10 protein-coding genes are annotated in these 13,566 nt (G+C 71.9%); 2 read left to right on the forward strand and 8 right to left on the reverse strand.

Features of this window, described 5'->3' with window-relative positions:
* Nucleotides 1–88 precede the first annotated feature (88 nt).
* From E2B92_RS13650 to rplU, 7 genes are all read right to left on the reverse strand, one after another.
* Nucleotides 89–1,258, reverse strand: coding sequence for a glycosyltransferase family 2 protein (locus tag E2B92_RS13650; RefSeq protein WP_126888161.1), 1,170 nt, complete (start codon nucleotides 1,256–1,258; stop codon nucleotides 89–91).
* A gap of 196 nt (nucleotides 1,259–1,454) precedes the next feature.
* Nucleotides 1,455–3,623 carry a hypothetical protein gene (locus tag E2B92_RS13655; protein WP_235023804.1) on the reverse strand — a complete coding sequence of 723 codons (2,169 nt, stop codon included), beginning with the start codon at nucleotides 3,621–3,623 and terminating at the stop codon, nucleotides 1,455–1,457.
* A gap of 177 nt (nucleotides 3,624–3,800) precedes the next feature.
* Nucleotides 3,801–5,300, reverse strand: a complete 1,500-nt coding sequence (locus E2B92_RS13660; protein ID WP_126888162.1) for a bifunctional cytidylyltransferase/SDR family oxidoreductase — start codon at nucleotides 5,298–5,300, stop codon at nucleotides 3,801–3,803.
* Between the two features lie 165 nt (nucleotides 5,301–5,465).
* Nucleotides 5,466–7,529 (reverse strand): glycosyltransferase family 4 protein, encoded by a 2,064-nt coding sequence (locus E2B92_RS13665; RefSeq protein ID WP_133087535.1) that lies wholly within the window; start codon nucleotides 7,527–7,529, stop codon nucleotides 5,466–5,468.
* Nucleotides 7,530–7,861: 332 nt separating this feature from the next.
* Nucleotides 7,862–9,298, reverse strand: a complete 1,437-nt coding sequence (obgE, locus tag E2B92_RS13670) for a GTPase ObgE (RefSeq protein ID WP_126889415.1) — start codon at nucleotides 9,296–9,298, stop codon at nucleotides 7,862–7,864.
* A gap of 105 nt (nucleotides 9,299–9,403) precedes the next feature.
* Nucleotides 9,404–9,661, reverse strand: coding sequence for a 50S ribosomal protein L27 (gene rpmA, locus E2B92_RS13675; RefSeq protein WP_126889416.1), 258 nt, complete (start codon nucleotides 9,659–9,661; stop codon nucleotides 9,404–9,406).
* Between the two features lie 14 nt (nucleotides 9,662–9,675).
* Nucleotides 9,676–9,996 carry a 50S ribosomal protein L21 gene (gene rplU, locus E2B92_RS13680; RefSeq protein WP_017944922.1) on the reverse strand — a complete coding sequence of 107 codons (321 nt, stop codon included), beginning with the start codon at nucleotides 9,994–9,996 and terminating at the stop codon, nucleotides 9,676–9,678.
* Between the two features lie 277 nt (nucleotides 9,997–10,273).
* Here rplU and E2B92_RS13685 point away from each other — a divergent pair, with 277 nt between their 5' ends.
* Both E2B92_RS13685 and E2B92_RS13690 read left to right on the forward strand, forming a co-directional pair.
* Nucleotides 10,274–10,873 (forward strand): acyltransferase, encoded by a 600-nt coding sequence (locus E2B92_RS13685; protein WP_126889417.1) that lies wholly within the window; start codon nucleotides 10,274–10,276, stop codon nucleotides 10,871–10,873.
* 179 nt (nucleotides 10,874–11,052) lie between these two features.
* Entirely contained in the window at nucleotides 11,053–12,261 is a 1,209-nt protein-coding gene (locus tag E2B92_RS13690) for a glycosyltransferase family 39 protein (protein ID WP_126884914.1), read from the forward strand.
* A 24-nt stretch (nucleotides 12,262–12,285) separates the two neighbouring features.
* Here the strand turns inward: E2B92_RS13690 and E2B92_RS13695 are convergent, their stop codons facing one another.
* The gene (locus E2B92_RS13695; RefSeq protein WP_126884913.1) at nucleotides 12,286–13,428 is read right to left on the reverse strand and encodes a hypothetical protein; all 1,143 of its coding nucleotides are present in this window, start codon (nucleotides 13,426–13,428) and stop codon (nucleotides 12,286–12,288) included.
* Nucleotides 13,429–13,566 lie beyond the last annotated feature (138 nt).

Consider the following 13,566-nt stretch of genomic DNA (forward strand, 5'->3'; position numbering starts at 1 on the left):
GCGCGGTGTCCGGCGCGCGCACATTCCAGCCGATGGACACGCCCGTGGACACGCCGTCCGCGGCGGCGCCGGACGTGCGAAGACGGCTCTAGGGACGCCCGCGCAGCCGTGCCGCCAGCCGTCCGGCGAGCCGCCGGGCCCGCCGGCGGGCGACGGTGAGCGGGCCGGGTGCGCCGCGCACCTCGTAGGCGGTGTCCGGGATGCCCATGGCCGGGTCGCGGAAGTGCGGGTACGCCAGGTATTCGCGGCCCTTCCGGCGCACCCGCCGCGGCGGGTCGCCCGTCTGGAGGAAGGTGACCACGTCGACCAGCGCGTCCGGCCGGTCCATCGCCACGCACGTCAGGCGCAGCCGGTCCTCGGTCTTCAGGCGGTCGGCGAGGCCGGGCGTCCAGTGCGCGGCCATCAGCGGCGCGGCCAGTTCCATCTTGGCGAGCAGGATGTCGCGGGGCTGCCGCAGGACGACCGGGCCGAACTGGGGCAGCAGCGTGACCGTGAAGGGGCGCATCATCAGCAACTCGCGCCGCTCCCCCGGCGGTACGTGGGCGGCGATGAGCTCCATGAGAGCCCTGGCCGAGTCGAAGCGGGGGACGTAACCACCGGTCTTCGTCAGGTGCTTGCCGTCCTCGCGGCCCACCAGGTAGTAGCAGGTGGGGTCGGCGACCACCGACACCCCGCTCCCCCGCAGGTACGCCTCCAGCGTGAACAGCGCGTCCTCGCCGGTCGTCAGCGACTCGTCGAACCGCATCCCGTGCCGGACGAGCAGGTCGCGCCGGAAGAGTTTCTGGGCGCTGAGCGTGTACTTGACGTTGGAGTGGTAGATGTCGGCGCGTTCGACGGTCCGCTTCCACATCGACGTGGCGGCGTGGCGGTTGACGCCGACGGTCTTGCCGAGCACCACGTCCGTACCGGCCCTGTCCGCCATGGCGACGAGACGTTCCAGTGCCTCCTCGCCCAGGTAGTCGTCGGCGTCGAGGAAGAAGACGAACCGGCCGCGGGCGAGGGCGAGTCCGGTGTTGCGCGGGCCGCCGGGACCGCCGGAGTTGGCCTGCCGGATGACGCGTGCGGGGACCTTGGAGCGGGCGGCGAACTCCTCCAGGTACTCCCCCGTGGTGTCGGTCGACCCGTCGTCGACGGCGATGACCTCGATGCGGTCGGCGCCGATGGTCTGCGCCTCGACCGATTCGAGGCACTTCACCAGGTACGGCATCGCGTCGTAGGCCCCGATGATCACGCTGACGTCGGGAGTGTTCTCGGTCATCGGCACCCACTGGATTCGCTGCCTGGCGGCAAACGGACGAAGACGGACGAAGTCCGCCCGTCATGGTGCCCTTCGGGCGTTCGTGGGGTGCGGCGGCACGCACAGCGGCCCGTAAGTCCGCCTCGGACGGGGGACTTACGGGCCGCGGGGTGTACGTCCGGCTTTACGCCGGGCAGGCGTCGGGCGCCGGCACGGGTCAGTGCGCGACCGTGGCCTCCTCGGCGCTCTCCTGGGCGCCCGGCGCCACGCCCCTCTCCGCCACGGTGTCCACGGCCGCGCCCACCGGCTCGGCGCCGGCGCCGTCGGCCTCCTGGTCGAGCTCGCCGATGCGCTGGCCGGCCAGCCGCTGGGCGACGCCGTTGTTGCGGGCCTCGGCCTTGGCGGTCAGCGCCCGCACGGCGGCGTTGAACTGCTCGATGGACGTGGGCTCGTCGGGGCCCAGCAGGTAGCGCTTGAGCGACTTCCGCTCGTCCGCCAGCAGGTCGGCGGCCGGGTCGGCCACGGCCGCCAGCAGCTCGTCCAGCTCGGTGGCGCCGTTGGAGAGGATCACCGCGGCGCGGACGGCCGTGTTCTGGCGCTTGAACTCGTCGGCGCCCAGCCCGGCGGAGTCGGTCACCGCGTACGGCTTGCCGCTCGCGATGAAGTCGGACACGACGCTGGAGATGTCGGAGACCATGCCGTCGGCCTCGTTGAAGCAGTCGTACAGCTTGGGCTCGGGGCCGGTGACGACCGTGTGCTCCCACCAGCCGATGGAGCGCCAGTAGGCGTCGTTCCACTCGGCCCGCAGCCGTGTGATCTCGGCGAGGCGCTGCGGGTCGGCGAGCGAGACGCGCGACTCCTCGGACTCGTCGCCGCCCTTGCGGCCGGGGCGGGTGAGCTCGGCGAGCCGGGCCTCGATGCGGGACAGCTCGGCGCGCGCCGCGGCCTGGGACGCCTGGGCGGCGGCGGTCTCCTTCGCCCAGCGCGGGTCGGCGGCACGCTCGGCGCCGGCCGCGGCGACCATCTTCTGGATGCGCTCGTCGACGGCCTTGGCCTTCTTGTTGACGAGTCCGGTGAAGGGGTGCGGCTTGTAGATCACCCGGACCGGCCGGGGGGCGTTCAGCAGCCGCTTCACGATGTTCTCGCCGGCCAGCAGCAGGGAGGTGTTGCCGGGGTTGTTGTCCCAGCCCTCCCACGTGGGGGCGTAGAGGACGGTGGGGATGGGGTTCTTCGGCGTGCCCGTCCAGGTCTGGATCGGCGCGAGCTGCGGGCGGCCCACCTCGACGATGTCGTCGTCGCGGACGCCCACGTCGGCGAGGGCGTAGCGGTCGCGGCCGGCCTGGCCGGCGGTCCACACCTCGTCGTACACCTTGGAGAAGGGGTTGACGCTGGCGAGCTTGTCGCTGTCGCCGTGCCCGATGAAGACGTGCTTCATGGTCGGCACGCGCAGCATGTGGATGTTCTTGCCGACGTTGGCGGGGTACAGCGTGACGCGGATCGACGACAGGTCCATGGCCATCAGGTGCTGGCCGCCGGGGACGCACAGGATCGGCACGGACGTCGGGTTGAGCTTCTTGACCAGGTTCCGCTCACGCATGATGATCAGCGGCCGGCCGTCGACCTGCTCCATCGTCTCCAGCCACATGTTGACCTGGTACGCGGAGTCGTCGGAGCCCGAGAAGTACAGCGCGACCGTCGGCTGGTACTCGCGCAGCCAGGTGGCGACGGCCTTGAGGGCGGCGCCCGCGGCCGGCGCGCGGCGCCTGCGGCGCAGGTAGGGCACGAGGGCCGCGGTGTAGAGCAGGCCCAGTCCGAGGGTCGCCGCGACACCCGCGTACCCGAGGACGTTCCGGCCGGTGGCGACCGCGGCGATCACACCCGCCATGGCGGGGATGTCGAGGTGCAGCATCTTCTCGGCGGAGCGGCTCAGCAGCGCCCGCGGCGGGGCGTCGGGGATGCGTACGGCGTTGAGGTCGATGTTGCGGGTGACCACCGGCATGGTGCGCCGCAGGCGGATCAGGGTCGCGAGGGCGCCCTGGGGGGCCTGGAGGCCGAAGAAGAGCAGGAAGCAGGCGACCGCCGCGTAGAACACGGGCTGCTCGGCGAGGCCTTCGCGGGCGAGCAGCATGATCAGCAGGAGCTGGCGCAGCAGGAAGCGGATCGGCAGCCCGGCCCTGACCTTGCTCAGCCGGTTGACCAGGTAACTGTTCTTCTGGTGCAGATACCAGTCGGCGACGTAGGTCACGGCACCGGCGGCCGCGAAGAACCAGAGGTTCGGCAGGAGGGCGGCGAGCATCACGCACGGATATCCCAGTCCCATGAGGACTGCCGCGGTGAGCTCTGACGCACTGCCCACACGTGCCAGGCGAATGGCGGTCGAAATCACGAAGAACCTGCTCCAGAGGGGTGCCGGTTTTTTCACATGGACAAATCTCGTGTGAAGTGGGGGCTTCACGGACTGCTTGGCGAGGCTCTCGCTCGCCGGCGAATCTAGCTTTACGAACTCGGGCCTCTGCATTCGCACAAAGCGACACAGAGGCCCGAAGAACACATCTGGTGAGTATTACACATCTTCCTGTCGGTCCAGCACCGAGGCCAGGGCCTGCTCGAAGCCCGACGCCTCGCTCGCCCCACGGGTGGGGTCCTGCTGCCGTACGTCGATGACATGGCCGGTGAGTTCGGAAAGCAGCACGTCCAGCGAGGTCCGGGCCACGGCCTCGGAGGACAGCAGCGATCCGGCGGGCTCCTGGCCGAATGCCTTCGTACGCATCGGCGTCGCGGTGCGCTCGGGGTTGACGCAATTCACCCGGATTCCGTCGCCGGCCCATTCGTCGGCGAGGGCCTGGGTGAGATTCACCATGGCGGCCTTGGTGGACGAGTAAAGGCTGTACTCGGCGCGGCCGCGGGTGTAGCTCGAGGAGGTGTAGAGCAGGAGCTGGCCCTTGGTCTCGACCAGGTATTTGTAGGCGGCCCGGGCGATCTGCACGGGTGCCAGGTAATTGACGTTCAGCGCTTCCTGAATGGTCGCGTTGTCGGTCTCGGCGAGCCTGCCGATGCGCAGCACGCCCGCGGTGTTGATGACGTAGTCGATGCGGCCGCTCTCGGCGTACGCCTTGGCGAGGGCCTCCTCGACGTGCTCGGGGTTCTCGACGTGCGTACCGGTCGTGGAGCGGCCGAGCGCGTACACGGTGGCGCCGTACCGCTCGGCGAGGGCGGCGATGTCGGCGCCGATGCCGTACGAGCCGCCGAAGACGACGAGGGTGCGGCCGGACAACAGCTCGCGGTAGGCGGCCTCGTCGGCCTGGCGCGGGGCGGCGGTGGAGGCGAGCTGGAACAGCTTGTCGGCGATGAAGACGTCGACGGGCTGGGTGACCTTCATGTTGTACTCGTCGCCCGCGACGACGTAGATCGGCACGTCCGGCAGGTACTTCAGGACCACGCTGCAGTCGTCGGTGGCCTGGAAGTTGGGGTCGCCGGCGGCGATCTCGTACGCCCGCTTGATCGTGGACAGCTTGAACGCCTGCGGCGTCTGGCCGCGGCGCAGGCGGGAGCGGTCGGGGACGTCGGTGATGAACTCGCCGTCCTCGCCGTGGGTGCGGGTCACGATGATCGTGTCGGCGGAGGGGATGGCGACGTCGACGGCCTGGTAGCGGTCGAGCGCGTCGACACAGTCCTTGATCACACGCTGTGACAGAAGCGGACGGACCGCGTCATGGAAGAGGACGTTGAGGTCCTCGCCGTCGGCGAGACCCTCGCCGAGCGCCTGGATGGCGCGCTCGGTGGTCTCGTTGCGGGTGGCGCCGCCCTCGATGATGCGCGTGACCTTGGTCAGCCCCGCCTTGGCGATGATCTTCTCGACGTCCGGCACGAAACCCGGTGCCATCAGCACGATCACGTCGTCGACGCACTCGGCCTGCTCGAAGATCGTCAGCGTGTGCTCGATGACCGCCTTGCCCGCGATCTTCAGCAGTTGCTTCGGGATCGCGAGACCCACGCGCTGGCCGGTACCGCCGGCGAGCACGACTGCTGTGGTGCGGGGCTTGGCTTCATGCGGCGCTGACACAGAACGACCTACCTTGCGACGACTGGGGGACGGGCTGATGGTCGCACTCTCCGTGACCGTCTCGCAAGGCGGACATCGGGGCCTCCACACCCCCGCGACACCGCGTGTTCACCGTGTGGCCAGGGAGAGCGGACGAGCACCCGCGCGGTGCTCCGGTGACCGACATCACGCGGTGGGTACGTCGACGACATTGAGCACGAGATCGTTGGCGGCGCTGTGGAACAGCCTGACCACGACCCGCTCCGGCGGCCTGCCCGCCAGCTTCCGCACGACGGCGCGCACCGGCCCGAAAGGCCGCTTCTTGCGCAGCTCGGCCGGGGGGTAGGGGAAGAGGGAGCCCTTCTCCACGACGTCGTCGAGGACGCGCGCGAGCCGGACCGGCTCGGCCGCCGGGGCGGGCCGGAGCCACAGGTCCCACACATCGTGTGGGTCCTGCTGGCGGGCGGCGGGCGCGGTGCAGGAGAAGGTGAAGCGGAAACCGTCGGTGCCGTGCCGCGTCCCCGGGAAGGCCAGCTCCAGCGGGGCCTTGCCGCGCCGCCGCAGCAGGAGCGCCGGTTCGCCGCCGGGCCCGGCCGCCGCGCCGTACAGCCGCGCGGACAGGGTGACCCTGCCGCCCTCGACACGGATGTCGCCCGCCTCGGCGTGGACCGGGCGCACCCAGGAGCGCAGGTGCAGGGCACCGCCCTTGGTGTACGGCACGAGCTGCCGTACCGGTGCGCCGGCGGCCTGGCGGCCGGCCGCGCGCATGGCGCCGCGCTGGTCGACGGCCCGGGTGGTGAGTGGTACGGGACCCTCGGCGCCGGGCAGGCGCAGGCGGGCGGGGTGGACGCCCTCCGCGAACGGGGTGCCGGCCGGGACCGTCGCGGTGCCGTGCCCGTCGAAGGGGAAGTCGTGGCCCCCGGCCACCAGGTGGGCGCCCTCGCGGGGGGTGAGCAGCGTCACGGTGAGGCTTCCGTCGCCGGCCGCGACACAGTCGGCGACGGGGTCTTCCGCGACGGGGCCCTCGGTGGCGGGGCCGGCGACGGGGCCGGCCGGTGGCGCGGAGGGGGTCTGCCGGGGGGCGGCGGAGCGGTGGGTGGGGGCGGCGCCGAGCTCGGCGAACAGCTCCTCGTACTGCTTGGCCACCGGCCCCGGGTCGAAACGGCGGGCGTTGACCCGGGCGGCGGCGCCCATGCGTCGGCGCAGCTCCGGGTCGTCGATGAGCCGGAGCAGCGCGCCGGCGATGGCGTCGGTGTCGCCGACGGGTACGAGGAGGCCGTCCTCTCCGTCCGCGATGATCTCCCGGGGGCCGTAGTCGCAGTCGGTGGACACCACGGGCAGCCCGCAGCGCATCGCCTCGACCAGCGTCATGCCGAAGGACTCGTGGCGGGATGTGGATACGGCGATCGCGCCCTTGACCCACTCGGGCTCGATGGGCGAGCGCGGGCCCATGAGGTGGACGCTGTTGTAGAGGCCCAGTCGGTCGATCCTCTTGCGCAGCCGGTCCTTCTGGTTGCCCCAGCCGCAGATGCGCAGGGTCCACTCGGGGCGCTGGGCGACGACCTGTGCGAAGGCGTCGATCAGTACGTGGTACTGCTTCTCGGAGGCCAGCCGCCCGGCCGCCATGATCGTGGTGCCCGAGGTGTCGGAGGGGGCGACCACCGGCTCGGGCACGCTGTTGGGGATGGCCAGCACCCGGGTGCCGGGCAGCGGCATCCGCTCGCGCCAGGAGGCGGCGTCGCCCTCGGAGACGGTGACGAACGCGTCGAGCCGGGTGAGGAACCCGGCCATCTCGGCCCGCAGTTCGGGCTTGTGGTGGTTGTGCGTCATGTGCTCCTGGCCGATGAGCACGGCGCCGGCGGGCGCGAACGCGGCGACGTACGCGACGAGTCCGGGCCGGGTGCCGATGACCACGTCCGCGTCGGAGCCGGCACCGGCGTAGTGGGCGCGGACGCGTTCGTCGGTGAGGCGGCTGTACTCCTGGTGGCGCGCCTCGTTCCTCGGGAAGTACTCGGGGGGCTGGAGGTGCCGCTCGTGCTTCTTCTCGTTGGCCGGCGAGGAGGGGCGGGTGTCGACGAGCGGTACGACGGTGATGCGGGGGTCGATCGCGAAGAGCGGCTCGTCCCGGTGGCGGAACACGGAGACGATCTCCACCTCGTGGCGCCCGGCGAGCTCTTCCGCGAGGTTCAGCGTGGTGCGGATGGTGCCGCCGATGCCGTAGATGGTGTGGATGAGGAAGGAGACCTTCATCAACGCTCCGTTCAAGTCAGCCGGGGCACCCACGGCCCCGCCCCCACGGACAAGACGGTGATCCTTGGCCACAGGTTGTCCCACCGGACTGACGTAAACGGGAATTCCTGCGCTTTTTTCGCCGCACTTCCGACATCAGGGGCGGAGGGCGGCGTCCGCCCGCGGGCAGCAGGCCGTGGCGACCGCCCACCACACGACCGCGCCCCCGCCGGCGGCGTACCCGCGAACAGGGGCACACCGCCGACGGGGGCGAAACCGGAACCGGAGGAACCGGGACAGCCGGAGCAGCCGGAGCAGCCGGAGCACCCGCAGGAACCGGACCGGCCGCAGGATCAGAAGGGGTCGAAGCCGTCGAACTCGCGGTCGGCCTCGTCCCGCTCCGCCTGGCGGTCCTTGCGGCGCTGCGCGGCCGGACGCGGGGCCTCCATGCGGTGGTCCTCGCCACGGCGGCCGAGCATCTCCGCGCCCGCCATCATCGTGGGCTCCCAGTCGAAGACGACCGCGTCCTCCTCGGGGCCGATGGCCACGCCGTCGCCCGCGCGGGCTCCGGCCTTCATCAGCTCGTCCTCGACACCGAGGCGGTTGAGGCGGTCCGCCAGGTAGCCGACGGCCTCGTCGTTGTTGAAGTCCGTCTGGCGCACCCAGCGCTCCGGCTTCTCGCCGCGCACGCGGAAGAGGCCGTCCTCCTCCTGCGTGACCGTGAAGCCCGCGTCGTCGACGGCCTTCGGGCGGATGACGATCCGGGTCGCCTCCTCCTTCGGCTTGGCCGCCCGCGCCTTGGCGACGATGTCGGCCAGCGCGAAGGACAGCTCCTTGAGGCCCAGGTGGGCGACGGCGGAGACCTCGAAGACGCGGTAGCCGCGCGCCTCCAGGTCGGGGCGGATCATGTCCGCCAGGTCCTTGCCGTCCGGGATGTCGATCTTGTTCAGGACGACGATGCGCGGGCGGTCGTCGAGGCCGCCGTACTGCTTCAGTTCCTCCTCGATGACGTCCAGGTCGGTCACCGGGTCACGGTCGGACTCCAGGGTGGCCGTGTCCAGGACGTGGACGAGGACCGAGCAGCGCTCGACGTGGCGCAGGAACTCCAGGCCCAGGCCGCGGCCCTGGCTGGCGCCCGGGATGAGACCGGGGACGTCCGCGATGGTGTAGACGGTCGAGCCGGCGGTGACGACGCCCAGGTTCGGGACGAGGGTGGTGAACGGGTAGTCCGCGATCTTCGGCTTGGCGGCGGACAGCACGGAGATCAGCGACGACTTGCCGGCGCTGGGGTAGCCGACCAGGGCCACGTCCGCGACCGTCTTCAGCTCCAGGACGATGTCGCCGGACCGCCCCGGCACGCCCAGCAGCGCGAAGCCCGGCGCCTTGCGGCGGGCCGAGGCCAGCGCGGCGTTGCCGAGCCCGCCGCGGCCGCCCTCGGCGGCGACGTACGACGTGCCGTGCCCGACCATGTCGGCGAGCACGTTGCCCTGCTTGTCGAGGACGACCGTGCCGTCCGGCACCGCCAGGACCAGGTCCTGACCGTCCTTGCCGGACCGGTTGCCGCCCTCGCCGGGCTTGCCGTTCGTGGCCTTGCGGTGCGGCGAGTGGTGGTACTCCAGCAGCGTGGTGACCGACTGGTCGACGACCAGGATCACGTCGCCGCCCCGGCCGCCGTTGCCCCCGTCGGGGCCGCCGAGCGGCTTGAACTTCTCGCGGTGGACGGAGGCACAGCCGTGGCCTCCGTTACCCGCGGCGACATGCAGCTCGACGCGGTCCACGAAGGTGGTCATGTTCTGTGCCTCCAGATACGTACGTAACAAATGTCTTAGACGTAACACGCGAAAGGCGGACCCGCTTCCCGTACGGGAAGTGAGGTCCGCCTCCGCGAAAGTGGATCAGGCAGCGGTCGGAACGATGTTCACGACCTTGCGGCCACGGAACGTGCCGAACTGCACCGCACCGGCCTGCAGCGCGAACAGCGTGTCGTCGCCGCCACGGCCGACGCCCGCGCCGGGGTGGAAGTGGGTGCCACGCTGGCGGACCAGGATCTCACCGGCGTTGACGACCTGACCGCCGAAGCGCTTCACGCCGAGCCGCTGAGCGTTGGAGTCGCGACCGTTCCGGGTGGACGATGCGCCCTTCTTGTGTGCCATGTCTCCTCAGTCCCTTACTTCGCAGCCGTGGGGATCGCCGTGACCTTGATCGCCGTGTACTGCTGGCGGTGGCCCTGACGACGGCGGTAGCCGGTCTTGTTCTTGTAGCGCAGGATGTCGATCTTGGCGCCCTTGTGGTGGTCCACGACCTCGGCCTGGACCTTGATGCCGGCCAGCACCCACGGGTCGCTGGTCACAGCGTCGCCGTCGACAACGAGCAGGGTCGAGAGCTCGACCGTGTCGCCAACCTTGGCAGTGGAAATCTTGTCAACCTCAACGATGTCGCCGACAGCAACCTTGTGCTGGCGACCACCGCTGCGCACGATGGCGTACACGCGGATCTCTCTCTCGCTCGGAACGGAAACCCCTGATGCCAGCCGCTCGCACGGACCGGCGAGGGTCCGTGACTGTCCGGGTGGGACGAGCGGCCTCTCCGGATCATCGTCCGGAGGAAGGTGCTCAGGAGTTGGCGCGCATGGAAACACGCCGACGGTCAAGGTTAAGGTCCGCGCTCCCACGGGTCAAACCAGCCCGTCGGGACCCCGCCCGACCGCCCGCCCGTATGCTCACCGGGCAAGCCGCGGGAAGCCGCACACCGGAAGGCAGAGCACAGTGAACTACAGGGTCCAGCCCACCGCCCAGGTCGCCGACAGCGCCGAGATCGGCGCGGGCAGCAGCGTCTGGGAGCTCGCGCAGATCCGCGAGGACGCGAAGCTCGGCGAGGGCTGCGTGATCGGCCGCGGCGCGTACGTCGGCACGGGCGTGCGCATGGGCGACAACTGCAAGCTCCAGAACTACGCCCTGGTCTACGAGCCGGCCGAGCTCGGCGACGGTGTCTTCATCGGCCCCGCCGTCGTCCTCACCAACGACCACAACCCGCGCTCCGTCGACCCCGACTTCAAGCAGAAGCGCGGCGGCGACTGGGAGGCCGTGGGCGTGCGGATCGCCGACGGTGCCTCGATCGGCGCGCGCTCGGTGTGCGTGGCGCCGCTGGAGATCGGCCGCTGGGCGATGGTGGCCGCCGGCGCGGTCGTCACCAAGGACGTCCCGGACTTCGCGCTGGTCGTGGGCGTCCCGGCGCGGCAGATCGGCTGGGTCGGCCGCGCCGGCGTCCGGCTGGTGGAGCGGGACGGCGAGCCGGGCGTGTGGGAGTGCCCGAAGACCGGCGCGCTGTTCGACGAGAAGGACGGCACGCTCACCGAGCGCGGCTGACGCGGCGGCGCCGAGCGCACACGAACGGGCCCCGGGCATCGCCCGGGGCCCGTCGCGTCCCCGGGCCGCCCCCGTCCGGCCCGGCCCCCGTCCCGCCCCGTCCCGGGGCGGCCGCTCCCGCGCCCGGGGGCGCGCGCCGTCCGGATGCGGGAGCCGTGCCGGGATGTGAACCTCCTTGCATGGCGCAGCTTCCCACCCGCAACACGCCGGACGCCCGGGGAACGGCGCCGTCGCGGCGGTCTCCGGGCGGCGCGGCCCGTCCCGGTGCGGCGGCGCGGATCACGGCCGCCGCACGGCGTGCCTGGCCGGCTCTGGCGGCGTACGCGGTGGCGCGGGCGCTCGGTGTCGCGGTGATCCTGGCGAACTCGCCCAAGGGCCTGCTCGACGTCCTGGCGAGCAGGTGGGACAGCGCCTGGTACGTGCTCATCGCCGAGGAGGGGTATCCGGCGACCTGCGCCCGGCAGGGCGAACTGTGCCGGTACGCGTTCCTCCCGCTGTACCCGACGCTGATCCGCGGGGCCGCCGCCGTGCTGCCGCTGAGCGCCCGCGCGGCCGCGTGGGTCATCGCGGTGCTGGCGTCCGTGATGGCCGCGTGGGGCGTGTACGCCGTCGCCGAGCGCGTCGCGGGCCGGCGGACCGCCGTGATCGCCGTGGTGATGTGGGGCATCGTCCCGCACGCCGTGGTCCAGTCGATGGCGTACACGGAGACCCTGTTCACGGCGCTCGCGGCCTGGGCCCTGTACGCCGTGCTCACCCGCCGCTGGATCACGGCCGCCGTCCTGGCGGTGTTCGCCGGTCTGACCCGCCCGACGGGTGTCGCCGTCGTCGTCATGGTGGTGGCGTGCGCCCTGTGGGAGCTGAGACCCGGTCCCGGCCGGGAGGAGCGGCCCGTCGCCCGGCTGCTGACGGCCGCGGCCGTCGCGCCGCTCGGGTGGTGCTGCTGGTTCGCCTGGGTGGCCCTGCGGGCCGGGCACTGGGACGGGTACCTGCGGGTGCAGCGGCGGTGGGGCACCACCTTCGACGGCGGTGCCTACACGCTCCGCCACCTCGCGGCCGTCTTCGGGCAGCGCGCCATCTCGCTGGACAAGGCGGTGATCGCCGCGACGATCGGCGCCTCCGTCGTCCTGCTGGTGGTGTGCGTCCTGCAGCGCAGGCCCGCCCCGCTGCTGGTGTACGCGGTGTCGATGCTGGTCATCACCCTGGGCACCACCGGCTACTTCAACTCCAAGGCGCGCTTCCTGCTGACCGACTTCGTCCTGCTGCTGCCGCTGGCGGCCCCGCTGGCCCGGGCGCGCCCGGCGATCGCGTGGACGGTCCTGGCGGGCGCGGCCCTGATGTCGAGCGGGTACGGCAGCTACCTGCTGACCGTGTCGAACCACTCCCCGTGAGCGGTGCCCCGGGGAAGAGCCGCCCTAGACCCGCGCCCACGCCTCAAGCGCCAGGCCCGGCTCGGGCTTCTGGCGGGCGACGCGCAGGGTGCCGTCCGTACCGAAGGCGGCCATCACGACGCGGCCCCGCCCGTCGACCGCGAGCGCGGGGGCGCCCACGCACGGTTCGCCGGTGAGCGTCCAGGTGGCGCCGAGCGCCTCGTCCTCGGTCGGGTACGCGGCCAGGGCGGGGCGCCCGGTGGCGGCGTCCCGGCGCGCCATGATCGTGCAGTCGTGGCCGTCCACGGCCGTGCGGAGCAGGGCGACCGGGCCGGTGCCCGCACCGGAGCCCAGCGGGGAGGGGGCCTTGTCGCCGGGGCGCCAGGCCCGGACCGTGCCCTCGTCGGCGTCGTGCCAGAAGTGGGTGAGGCGGCCGGTGCCGGTCTCCTCCGTGGACAGCGAGCCCGCCTCGGCCGAGGCCGGGACGTCCTCCGCCCGCTGGAACTTCACTCCCCTGGTCTCCTGCGTCCAGCGCAGGATGTGGTCCCGCGTCGGCGCGACCAGCTCCATCAGGCCCTCGGTGGTGATCGACGCCGAGATGGCGCCGGTGATCCCGCTGCCCTTGAGGTCGGCCCACTTGTTCCACTTGCCGGACGGCACCGAGGCGCGCCCGCAGATCCCGCCGCCCACGTTGCGCACGAAGACGTGCAGCGAGCCCTCGGAGTCGATCACGGCCGCGGGCAGGCCGATCTTCTCGGCGAGCGCCGGGTCGTTCGGGTACGGGTTGCCGACCACGGCCCAGTCGCGCATGGCCAGGCCGGACTGGTACTGGAGGGCGAAGACCACGTCGGTGGCGGGGGTGCCGTCCGCGAGGCGGGTGCGGCGCAGCGAGACGAGGTGGACGTACCCGTCGGAGCCCTGGGCTATGGAGAGGTACGGCACGATGTCCGGCGCCGGGAACGACTCGGGGCCGGTCCACTCGGGGCCGCCCGGGTGCTTCTCGGTCCAGCGCAGCACGGCGCCCTCGACCGGGGCGTACGCGGTGAGGCGGCCGTCCTTGCCGCGCACCAGCCAGTCGGTGGTGGCCGGCAGGGAGGCGTCGGGGAGCGGGGTGCCGAAGGGGGCGGCGCTACGCCGCGAGGGGGCGTCGTCGGGACGCCTGGACTTCCGCGCGGACCACACCGCCATGGCTCACCGCCGACCTTCCCCTGAACAGTTGAAACAGTTCACGCACAGTTCCCCCAAGCTTGCGCGACCATAGCATTTTGGCGGGTGTTCCCCAGTCCCCCGGAAGGCCTGTCCGGGCGCATCGGCGTGGGACCCTCG

Origin of the sequence: Streptomyces sp. WAC05374, assembly GCF_004353505.1 — a bacterium.
Classification (GTDB): domain Bacteria; phylum Actinomycetota; class Actinomycetes; order Streptomycetales; family Streptomycetaceae; genus Streptomyces.